This window comes from Streptomyces sp. NPDC051207, assembly GCF_040682395.1.
Classification (GTDB): Bacteria; Actinomycetota; Actinomycetes; order Streptomycetales; family Streptomycetaceae; genus Streptomyces.
Window position 1 is genome coordinate 319726 of record NZ_JBFBAX010000003.1, and the last position, 16955, is coordinate 336680.

At 71.3% G+C, this 16955-nt stretch carries 15 protein-coding genes; all 15 read right to left on the reverse strand.

Translation table 11 applies throughout. From position 1 onward, the window contains the following. Positions 1–183 precede the first annotated feature (183 nt). Positions 184–1278, reverse strand: a complete 1095-nt coding sequence (locus AB0M97_RS04995; RefSeq protein WP_365959313.1) for a DivIVA domain-containing protein — start codon at positions 1276–1278, stop codon at positions 184–186. Positions 1279–1331: 53 nt separating this feature from the next. Next, the gene (locus tag AB0M97_RS05000; protein WP_007448661.1) at positions 1332–1616 is read right to left on the reverse strand and encodes a YggT family protein; all 285 of its coding nucleotides are present in this window, start codon (positions 1614–1616) and stop codon (positions 1332–1334) included. Positions 1617–1677: 61 nt separating this feature from the next. Next, positions 1678–2319, reverse strand: coding sequence for a cell division protein SepF (sepF, locus tag AB0M97_RS05005; RefSeq protein ID WP_365959314.1), 642 nt, complete (start codon positions 2317–2319; stop codon positions 1678–1680). A 125-nt stretch (positions 2320–2444) separates the two neighbouring features. Next, complete coding sequence (locus AB0M97_RS05010) at positions 2445–3164, reverse strand: YggS family pyridoxal phosphate-dependent enzyme (protein ID WP_365959315.1); 720 nt, start codon at positions 3162–3164, stop codon at positions 2445–2447. A 5-nt stretch (positions 3165–3169) separates the two neighbouring features. Beyond that, positions 3170–3898 carry a peptidoglycan editing factor PgeF gene (gene pgeF / locus AB0M97_RS05015; RefSeq protein WP_365959316.1) on the reverse strand — a complete coding sequence of 243 codons (729 nt, stop codon included), beginning with the start codon at positions 3896–3898 and terminating at the stop codon, positions 3170–3172. Then, positions 3895–5085: a cell division protein FtsZ gene (gene ftsZ / locus AB0M97_RS05020; RefSeq protein WP_365959317.1), complete on the reverse strand. Its 1191-nt coding sequence runs from the start codon at positions 5083–5085 to the stop codon at positions 3895–3897. The genes pgeF and ftsZ overlap by 4 nt, the downstream gene beginning before the upstream one ends. A 288-nt stretch (positions 5086–5373) precedes the next feature. After that, entirely contained in the window at positions 5374–6168 is a 795-nt protein-coding gene (locus AB0M97_RS05025) for an FtsQ-type POTRA domain-containing protein (protein ID WP_365959318.1), read from the reverse strand. Between the two features lie 22 nt (positions 6169–6190). After that, positions 6191–7288, reverse strand: a complete 1098-nt coding sequence (gene murG / locus AB0M97_RS05030; RefSeq protein ID WP_365959319.1) for an undecaprenyldiphospho-muramoylpentapeptide beta-N-acetylglucosaminyltransferase — start codon at positions 7286–7288, stop codon at positions 6191–6193. A 6-nt stretch (positions 7289–7294) separates the two neighbouring features. Beyond that, on the reverse strand, positions 7295–8656 hold the full coding sequence (gene ftsW / locus AB0M97_RS05035) for a putative lipid II flippase FtsW (protein ID WP_365959320.1): 1362 nt from the start codon (positions 8654–8656) through the stop codon (positions 7295–7297). Between the two features lie 74 nt (positions 8657–8730). After that, positions 8731–10149, reverse strand: a complete 1419-nt coding sequence (gene murD / locus AB0M97_RS05040) for a UDP-N-acetylmuramoyl-L-alanine--D-glutamate ligase (protein ID WP_365959321.1) — start codon at positions 10147–10149, stop codon at positions 8731–8733. Then, positions 10131–11201 (reverse strand): phospho-N-acetylmuramoyl-pentapeptide-transferase, encoded by a 1071-nt coding sequence (gene mraY, locus AB0M97_RS05045; protein ID WP_365959366.1) that lies wholly within the window; start codon positions 11199–11201, stop codon positions 10131–10133. Before mraY ends, murD begins: the two co-directional genes overlap by 19 nt. Further along, positions 11201–12616, reverse strand: a complete 1416-nt coding sequence (murF, locus tag AB0M97_RS05050) for a UDP-N-acetylmuramoyl-tripeptide--D-alanyl-D-alanine ligase (protein WP_365959322.1) — start codon at positions 12614–12616, stop codon at positions 11201–11203. Before murF ends, mraY begins: the two co-directional genes overlap by 1 nt. Before the next feature lie 28 nt (positions 12617–12644). Then, positions 12645–14171 (reverse strand): UDP-N-acetylmuramoyl-L-alanyl-D-glutamate--2,6-diaminopimelate ligase, encoded by a 1527-nt coding sequence (locus AB0M97_RS05055; RefSeq protein WP_365959323.1) that lies wholly within the window; start codon positions 14169–14171, stop codon positions 12645–12647. A gap of 194 nt (positions 14172–14365) precedes the next feature. Beyond that, positions 14366–16336 carry a penicillin-binding protein 2 gene (locus AB0M97_RS05060; protein WP_365959324.1) on the reverse strand — a complete coding sequence of 657 codons (1971 nt, stop codon included), beginning with the start codon at positions 16334–16336 and terminating at the stop codon, positions 14366–14368. Next, positions 16333–16842: a septum formation initiator family protein gene (locus tag AB0M97_RS05065; RefSeq protein WP_365959367.1), complete on the reverse strand. Its 510-nt coding sequence runs from the start codon at positions 16840–16842 to the stop codon at positions 16333–16335. Before AB0M97_RS05065 ends, AB0M97_RS05060 begins: the two co-directional genes overlap by 4 nt. Positions 16843–16955 lie beyond the last annotated feature (113 nt).

Consider the following 16955-nt stretch of genomic DNA (forward strand, 5'->3'; position numbering starts at 1 on the left):
CGGGTCCGCCAAAGATCTTGGCGGACCCGGGCCCTCGGCGTGGCGTACGTCGGACAGATCCCCTGAACCTCGAACAATTCCCCCAAAAACCCCGAACGCGCGTAGCACAAAGGCGGGGCCCCGGACCTCTCGGTCCGGGGCCCCGCCTGAACGCTGCCGACGCCTACGGCGTACTACAACCCGTCAGTTGTCGTCCTCGTCGATGAGGAACCCACGCATCGGGGAGGGAGCCTGCCCCATCGGCGCCGGGCCCTGCGGCCGGACCGGAGCCATGGGCTGGGTCATGGCCGGGGACATCTGCTGCTGACCACCGTAGGACGGCCCGGACTGGCCGGGGTTGCCGCCCATCGTCTGGTTGCCGCCGCCGTACGACGGGGCACTCGCGCCGGCCGGGGCCATGGAAGGCGCCGGGGACGGCGGGAGGGACGCGGTCGCGGGCGTGCGCGGCGGGGCCAGCGAGTCGTCGGCCTGGGTCTCCAGCTGGCGCAGCTGCGACTCCAGGTAGGACTTCAGCCGCGTGCGGTACTCGCGTTCGAAGCCGCGCAGGTCCTCGACCTTGCGCTCCAGCGTGGCGCGGGCGGACTCCAGGGAGCCCATCGCGACCCGGTGCTTCTCCTGCGCGTCCCGCTCCAGGGCGTCGGCCTTGGCACGGGCGTCACGCTCGAGACCCTCGGCACGCGAACGCGCCTCGCCGACGATCTTGTTGGCCTCGGAACGGGCCTCGGCGATCGCCTGGTCGGCGGTCTGCTGGGCCAGCGACAGGACGCGCGCGGCGCTGTCGCCACCGGGGCCGCCCTGACCGGGCATGCCGGGACCGCCCATGGGGCCGCCCATCGGGCCGTGGCCCATCTGGCCCTGCATCGGGCCCTGGCCCATCGGACCCTGACCCATGGGGCCGGGACCCTGCGGACCGCCCTGACCGCCGGGACCGGCGGGCAGCTGCGGGGCACCGCTCGGCAGCTGGGGCGGGCCGCCCATGGGGCCGCCCATCTGCTGCTGCGGCGGGCCCGATATGCCGGCGGGCACCGGAGCACCGGGACCTCGCATGCCCTGCTGCTGGTCCTGCTCGGGCGGCTTGCGCATGTTCTGCTGGTTCTGGGCAGCAGCGCGCGTGGCCGCGGCGAGTTTGGCGCGCAGGTCCTCGTTCTCGCGGAGCAGGCGCGTCAGTTCGGCTTCGACCTCGTCGAGGAAGGCATCGACCTCGTCCTCGTCATAGCCTTCTCGGAGGCGGACGGTCGTGAACTGCTTGTTCCGCACGTCCTCGGGGGTCAACGGCATCTCTTCACCTCAACGTAGTCGTCGGCATTCGGCAAGACGGTAGGTCACATCGCTCACAGCCGGCTCACGATCGAGATCAGGATGTAGACGATGATCATCAGTACGAAGAAGGACAGGTCGAGCGCCACGCCCCCGAGACGCAACGGCGGGATGAACCGCCGCAGAAGCTTGAGCGGTGGATCAGTGACAGTGTAGGTGGCCTCCAGAACGACCACCATCGCCTTGCCGGGTTGCCACGAGCGGGCGAACTGGAAGACGTAGTCCATGACCAACCGGAAGATCAGCACGATGAGGAAGCACATCAGCGCGATGTAGACGACATCCAGGACCACGCTCATGCTCGTGCTTCCCTCTCCCCTGCCTGCGTACTTCCAAAAGTACTTCTACCGGTCGTGCGTCTCAGCTCTGGTTGAAGAACCCGCCCTCTGCGATGCGGGCCTTGTCCTCCGCCGTGACATCGACGTTAGCAGGCGACAACAGGAACACCTTCTGCGTCACCCGCTCGATGCTGCCGTGAAGACCAAACACCAAACCGGCCGCAAAGTCGACAAGTCGCTTGGCGTCTGTGTCATCCATCTCAGTGAGATTCATGATCACCGGAGTGCCCTCACGGAAGTGTTCCCCGATGGTACGGGCCTCGTTGTAGGTCCGGGGGTGAAGTGTGGTGATCCGGTAAGGCTCTCGTTCGGACACGACCTTGGGCATGATCACCGGTGCGTTCTTCTCCAGGGACTGACGTTCTTGTGTGATGGATGCCACGGACGCGATGCGCGCCGGGCGGCTGGATTCCGCGGGTAGCGAAGCGGACTGCGGCACCGGCTCGCGCGGTGCCGGAGGCTGCACCACTCGCACCGATTCGTCCCTTTGGGACTGGTGTGCACCGTGCGACTGGTGCGACGGCTCGTGCCGCCGGTGATCTCGCTCGGGCTCGGGGTCCAGTTCGGGTTCGAAGTCGTCGTCGGGATCGAATCCCCGGCCGTCGTACCCATCGTCCTCCACGAGGCCGAGGTAGACCGCCATCTTGCGCATCGCGCCGGCCATGCTCTGAGTCCTCCGCTCTGTGGTGGATCGGCTGACTGCCAAATGCCTGCGATCCACAGGTCGTTTTGCCCGCCTTTCGGCGGAAATGACCATATTTTCTGCTGTGGTCCGACTTCTTGGCGACGTTACCCGAGCCTGGGGCGGACGCCGAGTACCGCCGTACCGACGCGTACATGTGTCGCCCCGGCCGCAACGGCCTGCTCAAGATCCGCGCTCATTCCTGCCGAGACCATGGTGGCAGCCGGATGGACTCGGCGCAGGTGGGTCGACAAATCCATCAACCGCTCGAACGCCGCCTGTTGCCGCCCGGCGTACTCGCCGGTCAGCGGAGCGACGGTCATCAGGCCGTCGAGCCGCAGCCCCGGCGAACCGGCGACCAGATCGGCCAATTCCCCGATCCCCTCCGGGGCCACGCCACCGCGCTCCCCGCGCGCGCTCTCCCCGGCGTCGAGCGCGACCTGGATCAGGCAGCCCACCTCGCGCCCGGCCCGCACCGCCTCCTTGGACAGCGTGGTGACCAGCCGGGAACGGTCGACCGACTGCACGACACCGGCATAACCGACCACGGACCGCACCTTGTTGGTCTGCAACTGGCCAACGAAGTGCCATGTGAGGGGCAGATCCGAGCACTCGGCGGCCTTGGGCGCCGCGTCCTGGTCACGGTTCTCGGCGACGTGCCGCACCCCGAGCTCCGACAGGATCCGCACATCGCTCGCCGGGTAGGTCTTGGTGACCACGATCAGGGTCACCTCCTCCCGCTTGCGGCCGGCGGCCACGCACGCGGCGGTGATGCGCTCCTCCACTTTCGCCAGGTTCCCGGCGAGTTCGTCCCTGCGGTCCGTCATGCCCATCAGTCCAGCCAGACATAGCCGGCGAGCCGCCCGGTGGTGCGGTCGCGGCGGTACGAGAAGTGGTCGCCCGACTCCAGCGTGCACACCGGCGACTGCTCCCGGTCGCGCACCCCGAGCCGGTCGAGCTGCGCGTGCACCCCGGCGCTCACGTCGACCGCCGGGGTCCCCCACGTGGTCACGGCGTGCGCCGCCGGTTCGAGGGCGGCGACCTCGGCGCGCATCTCCTCCGGCACCTCGTAGCACCGGCCGCAGACGGCGGGCCCGGTGCGGGCGACGATCCGGGAGGGCTCGGCGCCCAGTTCCGTCATGGCCCGTACGGCGGCGGGGACGACCCCGGCGACCAGGCCGGGCCGGCCCGCGTGGGCCGCGGCGGCGACCCCGGCGACCGGGTCGGCGAGCAGCACGGGCACGCAGTCCGCGGTGAGGACGGCGAGGGCGAGGCCGCGGCGCGCGGCGACGACCGCGTCGGCCTCGGGTACGGGGCGATCGCCCCACGGCTCGGCGACCACGGCGACGGCGTTGCCGTGCACCTGGTTCATCCAGACCACGCGGGCCGGGTCGATCCCCAGGGATTTCGCCGCGAGCTCGCGGTTGGTGCGCACGGCGGCGGGGTCGTCACCGACGGCGCCCCCGAGATTGAGCTCCTCGTACGGAACGGCGCTCACCCCGCCCCACCGGTCGGTGAAGGCGAAGTGCGCGCCGTTCACGGTGTCGCGCCGGCCTATCACTTCAGGAAGTCCGGCACGTCCAGCTCCTCGGCCGCGCTGTCCGAGTAGGTGCGCGGCGCCGGCGGGACCGGCGGGGCGACCGGGAGTTCACTGACCGGCTCCGGCTTGGGCTCCGGGTCCTCCTTCGGCGTGACGCTGCCGAGCGAGCCGAAGGACGGGCGGGTCTCCTGCCGTACCGGAGCGGGCTCCTCGCGCTTGGCCGAGGAGGAGCCGAGGACGGTGTCGCGCTTGTTGGGCGGCTGGCCGCCGTCGAAGCCGGCCGCGATCACGGTGACCCGCACCTCGTCGCCGAGGGCGTCGTCGATGACCGCGCCGAAGATGATGTTGGCCTCGGGGTGGGCGGCCTCGCTGACCAGCTGGGCGGCTTCGTTGATCTCGAACAGGCCGAGGTCGGAGCCGCCGGAGATGGAGAGCAGCACGCCGCGGGCGCCGTCGATGGACGCCTCCAGCAGCGGGGAGGAGATCGCCATCTCGGCCGCGGCCACCGCGCGGTCGTCGCCGCGGGCCGAGCCGATGCCCATGAGGGCCGAACCGGCCTCGGACATGACCGACTTGACGTCGGCGAAGTCGAGGTTGATCAGGCCGGGCGTGGTGATGAGGTCGGTGATGCCCTGCACACCGGAGAGCAGGACCTGGTCGGCCGACTTGAAGGCGTCGAGCACCGAGACCTGGCGGTCCGAGATGGACAGCAGCCGGTCGTTGGGGATGACGATGAGGGTGTCGACCTCTTCGCGGAGCTCGGCGATGCCGTCCTCGGCCTGGTTCGCGCGGCGCCGGCCCTCGAAGGTGAACGGGCGCGTGACCACACCGATGGTGAGGGCGCCGAGGGAGCGTGCGATGTTGGCCACGACGGGTGCGCCGCCGGTGCCGGTGCCGCCGCCTTCACCGGCTGTCACGAAGACCATGTCGGCCCCCTTGAGGACCTCCTCGATCTCCTCGCGGTGGTCCTCGGCGGCCTTGCGGCCGACGGCCGGGTTGGCTCCGGCGCCGAGTCCGCGGGTGAGTTCACGGCCGACGTCGAGCTTGACGTCGGCGTCGCTCATCAACAGAGCTTGCGCGTCGGTGTTGATGGCGATGAACTCGACGCCCTTGAGACCGACCTCGATCATCCGGTTGATGGCATTGACACCACCGCCGCCGACACCGATGACTTTGATGACTGCGAGGTAGTTCTGCGGTGCTGCCACGTCGAAGGCCTCTCGCCTCGAGTTACGTGTCGTCGAATCACCGTAACGCGCCGCGTTCCGCGATCCGACGACTGATGCCGAATGGGACGGTCCGTTTCGCCGACCCGAACCCTAACCCTGAAGTTTAGGGTTACCAGTGTGTCTGTTTCCTGGACTCTTCCGAACAGGACACTAAGTCGACAAGTGGCGCCCGTTCAACGAACACGCCGAACCTCCCGTTTTTCTTTTCACCCTATGTGATCAGGCACTGCGACGCCCAACCAGGGTGCTGGCCTGCGCGGATGTGCGTCAACTACCCGACGACGCGGGGGCGGTGGGGACGCTGACATCGAAGTGCCCGGCGTCCGGCGTCGCTTTCATCAGGGCCGTCAGCGTGCGAGACTTCACCGCGCCCTTCTCGCTGCTGCCCCACTCCACGGTGCGGTCGCCGGTCAGCTCGAGGGAGATGTCGTCGTAGGAGCGGACCCTGACGCTCCGTGTGTCGCGGGCGATCCGGCCGGGCAGGTCACCGGCCACCCGCACCGCCTCGCGCACCAGCCTGGCCTCGTCGAAGCGGCGCAGGCTCGCGGCGGCCGAACCGGATCGGGCGAGGCGCAATTCCAGGAGCGGAACGCCTTTCGGTGCCCGGGAAACTGTGGCGAAGCGGACACCTTCGTCGTCCACTTCCACGAACTTTCCGGCTTTTTGGACAAGGAGTACCGGCTTCCGCTCGGTCACTTTCAGCCGGATTCCGTTCGGCCAGGAACGGGTCACGTCGATCGTGTCGATCCGCAGCAGTCTCTCCCGCAGCCGCGCTTCCATGGCGTCGGTGCCGACCGACACGAGCGGCGCCCCGACGGGCACGTCGGCCGCCTCGCGGACCTGAGCCTCCGTCAGCACGCGCGTTCCGGAGACCGACACCCGCTCCACGCGCAGCCAGGCCGACCCGTACAGCAGCCAGACGGCCCCCGCGGTCAGCAGGACCAGGGCGAGGGCCGCGACGGCGATGGTGCGCAGGCGGCGCGGTCCGAGGCGCCGGACAAGGGGCGGGCCGGACGACTCCCGTCGGCGTTCACCGCGCTCGGCGGTCGTCGTTCCGGCCACGCTTCCTGCCTTCCGTCAGTGCCTAGCGGTGTGCACGATGGGCGGCGATCGCCTCGTACACCATGCCGACGAGCAGGTCGTCGGCGTCCCGGCGGCCGAACTCGGCGGCGGCGCGGGACATCTCGAACAGCCGGTGCGGGTCGGCGAGGACCGGCAGCACGTTCTGCTGCACCCACTGCGGGGTGAGTTCCGCGTCGTCCACCAGCAGGCCGCCGCCGGCCTTGACCACCGGCTGGGCGTTCAGCCGCTGCTCGCCGTTGCCGATGGGCAGCGGGACGTAGGCGGCGGGGAGCCCGACGGCGGACAGTTCGGCGACGGTCATCGCGCCCGCGCGGCAGAGCATCATGTCGGCCGCGGCGTACGCGAGGTCCATCCGGTCCAGGTAACTTACCGGGATGTACGGCGGCATCCCCGGCATCTGGTGCACCTGCGGCAGTTCGTTCTTCGGGCCGACCGCGTGCAGGATCTGGATGCCGGCCTGCTGGAGGTAGGGCGCGACCTGCTGGACGACCTCGTTGAGGCGGCGGGCGCCCTGCGAGCCCCCCGAGACCAGCAGCGTCGGCAGGTTCGGGTCCAGGCCGAACATCGCGCGGGCCTCGGGGCGGGCGGCGGCCCGGTCGAGGGTGGCGATGGAGTGGCGCAGCGGGATGCCGATGTAGCGCGAGTTGCGCAGCTTGCTGTCCGGGGTGGCGACGGCGACCTGCGAGGCGTAGCGCGAGCCGATCTTGTTGGCGAGGCCGGGGCGGGCGTTGGCCTCGTGGACGACGATCGGCACGCCGAGCCGCTTGGCCGCGAGGTACCCGGGCAGGGCGACGTAGCCGCCGAAGCCGACGACGCAGTCGGCCTTGGTGCGCTCCAGGATCTGCTCGGTCGCCTTGATCGTGCCGCGCAGCCGGCCCGGGACGGTGATCAGCTCGGGGGTGGGCTTGCGCGGCAGCGGTACGGCCGGGATCAGCGCCAGCTCGTAGCCCCGCTCGGGCACGAGCCGGGTCTCCAGACCGCGCTCCGTGCCCAGGGCCGTGATCCCCACGGTCGGGTCCTGCCTGCGCAGGGCGTCCGCGAGGGCGAGCGCGGGCTCGATGTGGCCCGCGGTTCCTCCGCCGGCGAGTACGACATGCACCGAAATTCACCGCTCTCCGGACGAGCGTGCCGCCGAGGCACGCCGTCGCATCGTGTTCCAACTCCGGGGACTCCGACCGGCCGCCGGGCCCCCAGCCCCCCGCTTTCTACCAAAGCGGGGTTGCCGCATCGCAAGCGCCGCCCGCGCAGCGGGCTCGTCGCGCGCGAACGCGATGAGCAGCCCGATGGCGAACATGGTCGGCAGCAGGGCGGATCCCCCGTAGGAGAACAGCGGGAGGGGGACGCCGGCGATCGGCAGCAAGCCGAGCACCGCACCGATGTTGATCACGGCCTGGGCCGTGATCCAGGTGGTCACACCTCCCGCGGCGTACCTCACGAAGGGGTCCTCCGTGCGTCCGGCCACGCGGATACCCGCATAGCCTAGAGCCGCGAAGAGGGCGAGCACCGACAGTGTCCCCGCCAGGCCCAGTTCCTCACCGGTGATGGCGAAGATGAAGTCGGTGTGCGCTTCGGGGAGTTGGCCCCATTTTTCCACACTCGCACCGAGCCCGGAACCGAACAGCCCGCCGGAGGCGAGGGCGTAGATGCCGTGCACGGCCTGCCAGCAGACGTCGCCGGGGCCGGGGTCTGTGGCGCCGAGGCAGGCGAGCCGCGCCATGCGGTTCTCGCTGGTCGTGATCAGGGCCGCGCCGAGCAGCCCGGCGACCGCCAGGACGCCGGCGAACAGCCGGGTGGGCGCGCCCGCCAGCCACAGCAGGCCGAACAGGATCGCCGTCAGGATGATCGCGGTACCCATGTCGCCGCCGAGCATGATCAGTCCGAGCAGCATGAAGGAGGCCGGCACCAGCGGCACCAGCATGTGCTTCCACTGGGTGAGCAGCTTGCGGTCCTGCTTGCGGGCGAGCAGGTCGGCCCCCCACAGCACGAGCGCGAGCTTGCCGAACTCGCTGGGCTGGATCTGGAAGGAGCCACCGACGGCGATCCAGTTCTGGTTGCCGTTGACCGACATCCCTATCCCCGGCACCTGCACGAGGGCCATCAGGAACACCGCTCCGGCGAGGATCGGGTAGGCCAGCGCGCGGTGCAGCTTCACCGGCATCCGGGAGGCGAGGAACATCAGCCCGCCGCCGATGGCGGCCGCGACGAGCTGCTTGCGGAAGAAGTACGAGCCGGGCAGCGACATCTGCAGGGCGGTGATCTGGGAGGCCGAGTAGACCATCACCAGGCCGAGCACGGTGATCAGCAGGCTGCCGCCGAGGATCAGGTAGTACGCGGTCAGCGGCCGGTCCCAGGCCCGGCGGGCCCGCTGGTGGAGCCGGAGTACGGGGTTGTCGGGCAGCGGTCCGCCGGCGACGGGCCGCTTGACGGCCCGCTGCACGGGCGGACGCCGGGTGCTGCTACCGGGCATCGCGGCCTCCGCCGGCCGTCGGCCTGGACCGTCCCACGCGTCCCTCCCGAGGTCGCCCGGCTCAGGCGGCCGGGTCAGGCGCCGAGTTCGCGAACGGCCTCCGCGAACGCGTCACCGCGCTTGTTGTAGTTGACGAACATGTCCATCGAGGCGCAGGCCGGGGCCAGCAGCACCGTGTCGCCCGGGCGGGCGAGCCGCTGGGCCTCCTGGACGGCCTGGAGCATCGCCCCAGTGTCGGTCCGGTCGACGTCGACCACGGGTACTTCCGGGGCGTGTCGCGCGAGGGCTTCGCGGATCAGGGCGCGGTCCCGGCCGATCAGGACGGCGCCGCGCAGGCGCTCGGCGGACCGGGCGACGAGTTCGTCGAAGGTGGCGCCCTTGGCGAGTCCGCCGGCGATCCAGACGATCGACTCGTACGCCGCCAACGAGGCCTGCGCGGCATGGGTGTTGGTGGCCTTGGAGTCGTCCACGTAGGCCACGTCGGCCACGTCGGCGACGTGCGCGATGCGGTGCGCGTCGGGCCGGAAGGCGCGCAGCCCGTCCCGTACGGCCTGCGGGGGTACGCCGAAGGCGCGGGCGAGGGCCGCCGCCGCGAGGGCGTTGGCGATGTTGTGCGGGGCGGGCGGGTGGACGTCGGAGACCTCGGCGAGTTCCTGGGCGTTCTTGTGCCGGTTCTCCACGAAGGCCCGGTCGACCAGGATGCCGTCCACGACGCCGAGTTGGGAGGGGCCCGGTGTGCCCAGGGTGAAGCCGATGGCGCGGCAGCCCTCCTCGACGTCGGCCTCGCGGACCAGGTCCTCGGTGGCCTGGTCGGCGACGTTGTAGACGCAGGCGACGCGGTTGCCCTCGTAGATGCGGCCCTTGTCCTTGGCGTACGCCTCCATGGAGCCGTGCCAGTCGAGGTGGTCGGGGGCGAGGTTCAGCACGGCGGCGGAGTGGGCGCGCAGCGAGGGCGCCCAGTGCAGCTGGTAGCTGGACAGCTCCACGGCCAGGACGTCGTACGTCTCCTCGCCGAGCACCGCGTCGAGCAGGGAGACGCCGATGTTGCCGACGGCGGCCGTGCGCAGGCCCGCCGCCTTCAGGATGGCGGCGAGCATCTGCACGGTGGTGGTCTTGCCGTTGGTGCCGGTGACCGCGAGCCAGGGCGCGGCGTCCGGGCCGCGCAGCCGCCAGGCCAGCTCGACGTCGCCCCAGACGGGGACGCCGGCCCGCTCGGCGGCGGTGAACAGCGGCTTGTCGGGCTTCCAGCCCGGTGCGGTGACGATCAGTTCGGTGCCGTCGGGCAGGGTCGCTCCGTCACCGAGGCGCACGGTGATGCCGAGCGCCCGGAGTTCGGCGGCCTGCGCGCGGGCGCGGTCGTCGTCGCCGTCGTTGACGACGGTGACCCGCGCGCCGAGCCCGTGCAGGACCCTGGCCGCCGGGATGCCGGAGACGCCGAGCCCGGCGACGGTGACGTTCTTCCCCTGCCAGTCGGTCACTTGTCCGCTGCCCATCCCGCGTAGAAGAGGCCCAGTCCGACGATCACGCAGATGCCCTGGATGATCCAGAAGCGGACCACCACGAGGACTTCGGACCAGCCCTTGAGTTCGAAGTGGTGCTGCAGTGGCGCCATCCGGAAGACGCGCTTGCCGGTCATGCGGAAGGAGCCGACCTGGATCACCACGGACATGGTGATCAGGACGAACAGGCCGCCGAGGATGGCGAGTAGCAGCTCGGTGCGGGAGCAGATGGCGAGGCCCGCGAGCACGCCGCCGAGCGCGAGCGAACCGGTGTCGCCCATGAAGATCTTGGCCGGTGAGGTGTTCCACCACAGGAAGCCGAGGCAGGCGCCCATCAGCGCCGAGGAGACGACGGCGAGGTCGAGGGGGTCGCGCACCTCGTAGCAGGCGCCCGGGTTGGTCAGGGTTTGGGCGTTGGCGCAGGACTCCTGGAACTGCCAGACGCCGATGAAGGTGTAGGCGCCGAAGACGAGGACGGAGGCGCCGGTGGCCAGGCCGTCCAGACCGTCCGTCAGGTTCACGCCGTTCGACATCGCCAGGATCATGAACAGCGCCCAGACCACGAACAGCACCGGGCCGATCGTCCAGCCGAAGTCCGTGATGAACGACAGCTTGGTGGAGGCCGGGGTGTTGCCGCGGTTGTCCGCGAACTGCAGGGAGAGCACCGCGAAGGCGATGCCGACGATGAGCTGGCCGGCCATCTTCGCCTTGGCCCGCAGGCCCAGCGAACGCCGCTTGACGATCTTGATGTAGTCGTCGAGGAAGCCGACCAGGCCCATGCCCGCCATCAGGCCCAGCACCAGCAGACCGGAGAAGGTGGGCTGGTAGCCGGTGATGACCTTGCTGAGGAAGTACGCGGCGATCGTCGCGAAGATGAACGCGATGCCGCCCATGGTGGGCGTGCCGCGCTTGCTGTGGTGCTCGCGCGGGCCGTCGTCCCGGATGTACTGGCCGTAGCCCTTGCGGGCCAGCAGCTTGATCAGCAGCGGGGTGCCGACCAGGGTGAGGAACAGGCCAATGACCCCTGCGAACAGGATCTGCTTCATCATCGGGCGGCAACCTCACCCTCGGCACCGGTCCCGAGCAGCGCCTCGGCGACGCTCTCCAGACCGACCGACCGGGACGCCTTCACGAGTACGACGTCTCCCGGGCGCAGCTCGCTGCGCAACAGGTCGATCGCCGCCTGTGCGTCGGACACGTGCACCGACTCCTCACCCCACGAACCCTCGTTATATGCGCCCAGTTGCAGCCAGGACGCTTCCCTGCCCCCGACCGCGACGAGCTTGCTGACGTTGAGCCGGACGGCGAGCCGTCCGACCGCGTCGTGCTCGGCGAGCGCCTCGTCCCCGAGCTCGGCCATCTTGCCGAGCACCGCCCACGTGCGGCGCCCCTTGCCGATGGCCGCGAGCGCGCGCAGGGCGGCCCGCATGGACTCGGGGTTCGCGTTGTAGGCGTCGTTGACGACCGTCACGCCGTCCGGACGCTCGGTGACCTCCATCCGCCAGCGGGAGAGGGAGCCCGCCTCGGAGAGCGCGACGGCGATCTCGTCTGCGGACATGCCCAGCTCGTGGGCGACGGCGGCCGCGGCGAGCGCGTTCGACACGTGGTGCTCACCGTACAGGCGCATGGTCACATCACTTGCACCGGAGGGTGTGCGAAGCCTGAAGGAGGGCTGTCCGCTGTCCGTGAGTCGCACGTTCTCGGCGGACACGTCCGCTTCGCCGGACTCTCCGAAGAGGAGCACCTTCGCCTTCGTACGGGATGCCATGGCCCGTACGAAAGGGTCGTCCGCGTTGAGGATCGCCGTGCCGCCCTCGTCGGCCGCGGGGAGGGCCTCGACGAGTTCGCCCTTGGCCTGCGCGATCTGCTCACGGCCGCCGAACTCGCCGATGTGGGCGCTGCCGACGTTGAGGACGAGGCCGATCCGCGGGGGCGTCAGTTCGGTGAGGTGGCGGATGTGGCCGATGCCGCGGGCGCCCATCTCCAGCACCAGGAAACGGGTTTCCGCGGTCGCGCTGAGCGCGGTGAGCGGCAGCCCGATCTCGTTGTTGAGGGAGCCCGGGGTGAACACGGTGGGCGCCTTGCGCCGCAGCACCTGGGCGATGAGGTCCTTCGTGCTGGTCTTGCCCGCGGAGCCGGTGAGGGCGACGAGGGTGGCGCCGAGCCGGGCGACGACGTGCCGGGCGAGGGCGCCGAGGGCGGCCTGCACGTCCGGTACGACGATCGCGGGGACGCCGACCGGGCGGGACGCCAGTACGGCCGCCGCGCCCGCCGCCACGACCGCTTCCGCGAAGTCGTGGCCGTCCACGCGCTCGCCGGCGAAGGCGACGAAGAGGCTGCCGGGCTCCACCTCGCGGGAGTCCCGGACGACCGGCCCGGTGACCTGCACGGAGGGGTCCGGTATGTCGTGCGTCTGCCCGCCGACGACTTCTGCGATCTCGGCGAGGGAGAGGGCGATCACAAGTTCATCCCCTGGATCATGCGGGATTTCATCCCTGGGTCTTCTGGATGGCTTCGCGAAGCACCTGGCGGTCGTCGAAGGGACGGACCACTCCGGCGATGTCCTGGCCCTGCTCGTGGCCCTTGCCCGCGACCAGCACGGTGTCGCCGGGCTCCGCGCGGGCGACGGCGGCGGCGATGGCCGCGGCCCGGTCCTCGAAGACCTGGACCTCGCCGCGCTCGTGCGCGGGCACGGACGCCGCGCCCTGGAGCATGGCCGCGAGGATCGCGAGCGGGTCCTCGGAGCGGGGGTTGTCCGACGTCAGTACGGCGGTGTCGGCGAGCCGGGCAGCGGCGGCGCCCATCGGCCCGCGCTTGGTGGTGTCCCGGTCGCCGCCGCAGCCGAGCACGATGTGGATGCGGCCCTCGGTGACCTTGCGCAGGGCGCGCAGCACCGATTCGACGGCGTCGGTCTTGTGGGCGTAGTCGACGACCGCGAGGTAGGGCTGCCCGGCGTCCACGCGCTCCAGCCGGCCCGGCACGCCCGGCACGGCGGCCACGCCGTCGGCGGCGGTCTGCGGGTCGAGTCCGGCGACGGCCAGGGCGGCGATCGCGGCGAGGGTGTTCGCCACGTTGAACGGCCCGGCGAGCGGCGACGTGGCGGCGATCCGCTCGCCCTTGGGGCCGATCGCGGTGAACGTGGAGTCCAGCGGCCCGACCCGGACGTCCTCGGCGCGCCAGTCGGCGTCCGGGTGGCCCTCGGCGGAGAAGGTGACGACCGGGACGGTGGCTTCCCCGGCGAGCCTGCGGCCGTACTCGTCGTCGACGTTGACCACGCCGAGCCTGCTGCGTTCCGGTGTGAACAGCTGCGCCTTGGCCTGGAAGTAGTCCTCCATGCCGGAGTGGAACTCCATGTGTTCCGGGCTGAGGTTGGTGAAGACGGCGACGTCGAAGACGCAGCCGTCGACCCGGCCGAGCACGAGCGCGTGGCTGGAGACCTCCATGGCGACGGCCTCGACGCCGCGTTCGCGCATGACGGCGAACAGGGCCTGCAGGTCGGTCGCTTCGGGCGTGGTGCGCTCGGACTTGATGCGCTCGTCGCCGATGCGCATCTCCACCGTGCCGATCAGGCCCGTGGAGTGGGCCGTGCGCAGGCCGCCCTCGACGAGGTAGGCGGTGGTGGTCTTGCCGGAGGTGCCGGTGATGCCGATCTGGAGCAGGTCGCTTCCGGGCCGGCCGTAGATGGTGGCGGCCAGCTCGCCCATCCGGGCCCGCGGGTCGGCGACGACCAGCACCGGCAGGCCGGTGGCGGCCGCGCGGTCGGCGCCCGTCGGGTCGGTCAGCACGGCGGCGGCGCCGAGGCCGGCGGCCTGCGTGACGAAGTCGGCGCCGTGCGCGCGGGCGCCGGGCAGTGCGGCGTACAGGTCGCCGGGGCGGACCGCGCGCGAGTCGTGGGTGATGCCCGAGACCTCGACCGCGCGGTCCGTCCGCGGCTGCTCGGCACCCAGCTGACCGGCGAGTTCCGCGAGAGGTGTGGCGGTGACCCGCTCCGGCCGGGGCGGTCCCGGATGGCTCACGGGGTGGCCCTTCTGGGTGGTTTGGGACTGATCAGCGTGTGGCACGGCGGTGAGCGTACCGGGCGTACCCGCCCTGGAGCGAAGTGAGGGGCCGGGGTCGCTGTGGTTCCCGGGGCCGGGGGTGATCGTTGTCACGAGGTGTTCCTGGGTGGTTCCGTGCCGACCGGGTGCGACCGGTCAGGGGTGCGGGCTGATCAGGGCTGGTAGGTGACGGGGAGCCGGGCGGGCGGGGCGCCGGTCGGCGGCACCTGGAGGGTCTTCAGGGCGAACTCCATGACCTGCTTGTAGACCGGTCCGCAGATCTGGCCGCCGAAGTAGCTGCCTCTCGTGGCGTTCTGGATGGCGCAGTAGACGGTGACGCGGGGCTTGTCGGCGGGCGCGAACCCGGCGAACGACGAGGTGTAGCCGTGGTACTTGCCGGTGGCCGGATCCACACGGTTGGCCGTGCCGGTCTTGCCCGCCACGCGGTACCCGGGGATCCGCGCCTTGGTGCCGGTGCCCTCCTCGTCGTCCACCACCGACTCCAGCATCTGGGCGAGGGTCTTCGCCGTCTTCGGGCTCACGACCCGCGTCTTCTTCGGTTTCGGGGCGGGTGTGAAGCGCCCGTCGGCGCCCTTCGTGCCGCGCACCAGGCTGGGGTCGACGCGTACGCCGCCGTTGGCGATGGTCGAGTAGACGGACGCCGCCTGCATCGCGTTGATGGACACGCCCTGGCCGAAAGGAATCGTGTACTGCTGCGAGGTGGACCACTGGTCGGGCGGGGCGAGGATGCCCTTGGTCTCGCCGGGGAAGCCGAGCCCGGTGTAGCTGCCGAGACCGAACTTGCGCAGGTACGAGTACAGGACGCGGTTGGACTCCCGCTGGGTCGTGCCGAGCTGGCCGGTGGCCAGGATGGTGCCGATGTTGCTGGACTTGGCGAGGACGCCGTTGAGCGTGAGGTACCAGGTCGGGTGGTCCACGTCGTCCTTGAACAGCCGGTCGCCCCGGTGCAGCCGGTTGGGCACGACGACGCGCGTCATGGGCGTGGCGGCATGCTCCTCCAGCACGGCCGCCATCGACATGACCTTGGCGGTGGAGCCGGGCTCGTAGGCGTCCTGGAGGGCCGCGTTGCCCAGCGCCTCGGGGCTCGCGGTGGACAGGTCGTTCGGGTCGAAGCCGGGCGCGTTGGCCATGGCAAGGATCTCGCCGGTCCGGGTGTCCTGGACGATCACGTAGCCGCGGTCCGCCCGGGACTTCCTGACCTGCTCGGAGATGGCGTCCTGCGCGGCCCACTGGATGTCGCGGTCGATGGTCAGCTCGACGTCGCTGCCGGGCACGGCGGGCGTCTCGTTCGAGCCTACGGTGGGGACCTGCCGGCCGCCGGACTGGGCGTAGCGGATCTTGCCGTCCTTGCCGGCGAGCTGCTTGTCGAGCTGCGACTCGATGCCGCCGCCGCCCTTGCCCTCGCTGTTGACCCAGCCCAGTATCCCGGCGGCGAGGTCGCCGTTCGGGTACACGCGCTTGCTGCTGGGGTCGGCGAAGACGCCCGCGAGGACGTTGACGGTGGCCTTGTCCTTCTCCGCCTTCTTCGCGAGCGCGCTCTTGAGGTCCTTGATCTGGTTCCAGACCTGGGGGGTGCGGCTGCGGGCGAGCCGGACGTAGCGCAGGTCCTTCTTCGCGGGCCGCAGCTTCCGCGCGAGGTCGCCCTGGTCGAGTCCGAGGATCGGCGCCAGCAGGGCCGCCGCCTGTTCGGGCCCGTCGCCGATCTCGAGCTGCTCGCGCGTGAACATCGTCGGGTCGGCCGTGATGTCGTACGCGTCCACGCTGGCCGCGAGGGCCACGCCGTTGCGGTCGGTGATGCCGCCGCGCTCGGCGGCCAGGGTGTGCACGACGTACCGGTTCTGCTGGGCCTTGGCGCTGTAGGTGCTCGCGTCGACGGCCTGCACCTGGAGCAGCCGCAGGGTGAACGCGATCAGCACGAGGGTGAGCGCGACGCCGACCAGGCGCAGCCGGGGGCGTGGGCTGCCCAGGCGGATGACGCGCGGGGAGGCCGGGCGGGGCGGGCGGGGGCGGCGGACGGCCGGGCGGGCGGCGGCTTTGCGGGGCCGGGCGCCGCCGGGGCGGGCGGGCCGGGCGGGTCCGGGCACGCGGCGGCGGGGCGGTTCCCTGTCGGACACTTCCGTCACCTGCCGGGGGTCGGGGTCATGGCGGGCCCTACGGGGCCCTGGGGCGTCGGGGCGGGCGTGGGACCGGTGGCCGGTCCCTCGGTGGGCTGCGCCGCGGGCGGCAGGAGGAGGGGCATGGTGTGCGACGTCCGCCGGTCGGCGGCGGGGCCCGGGACGCCCTTGATACGGCCGTCGGGGCCGAGGAAGGCCGGGTCCCCGCCGGGGATCATGCCGAGCTCGCGGGCGCGGCGCTGGAGGGCGTCGGGTGCGGAGTAGGCGTCGACGTCCCGCTGGAGCGCCTGCTCCTCGTCGGTCAGCTCCTGCGTCTGCCGCTGCAGGTCGTCCAGCCGGAACGAGCCCTCGCTGAGGGCGGAGTTCAGCACCAGCAGCCCGATCAGGCCGCCGCCCAGCAGCAGGACGACGAGCAGCACGAACGGGGTACGGGCAGCCTGGCGGCCCTGCCCGGTCGGGAACAACTGGGCGAGCCGGGCCGCCCTGCCCCTCAGCTCGGGTTTCCGCCCGAGCAGGGGTTTTCCGGCCGACGGCACCCGCGCGCCCGCCCCGGACCTCGCGCTCGACCGCGCCTTGCCGGTGAGTTGGGTCTTCCTACTCACGCGCCCTCCCCCGGGTCCGGTTTCCG

Excerpts from the sequence above, each read along its gene's own strand:
- ftsW (WP_365959320.1), bottom strand. The coding sequence starts at position 8,656 with ATGCCCGGTAGCAGCACCCGGCGTCCGCCCGTGCAGCGGGCCGTCAAG.
- sepF (WP_365959314.1), bottom strand. The coding sequence starts at position 2,319 with ATGGCCGGCGCGATGCGCAAGATGGCGGTCTACCTCGGCCTCGTGGAG.
- AB0M97_RS04995 (WP_365959313.1), bottom strand. The coding sequence starts at position 1,278 with ATGCCGTTGACCCCCGAGGACGTGCGGAACAAGCAGTTCACGACCGTC.
- murD (WP_365959321.1), bottom strand. The coding sequence starts at position 10,149 with ATGGGCAGCGGACAAGTGACCGACTGGCAGGGGAAGAACGTCACCGTC.
- AB0M97_RS05000 (WP_007448661.1), bottom strand. The coding sequence starts at position 1,616 with ATGAGCGTGGTCCTGGATGTCGTCTACATCGCGCTGATGTGCTTCCTC.
- AB0M97_RS05010 (WP_365959315.1), bottom strand. The coding sequence starts at position 3,164 with ATGACGGACCGCAGGGACGAACTCGCCGGGAACCTGGCGAAAGTGGAG.
- mraY (WP_365959366.1), bottom strand. The coding sequence starts at position 11,201 with ATGAAGCAGATCCTGTTCGCAGGGGTCATTGGCCTGTTCCTCACCCTG.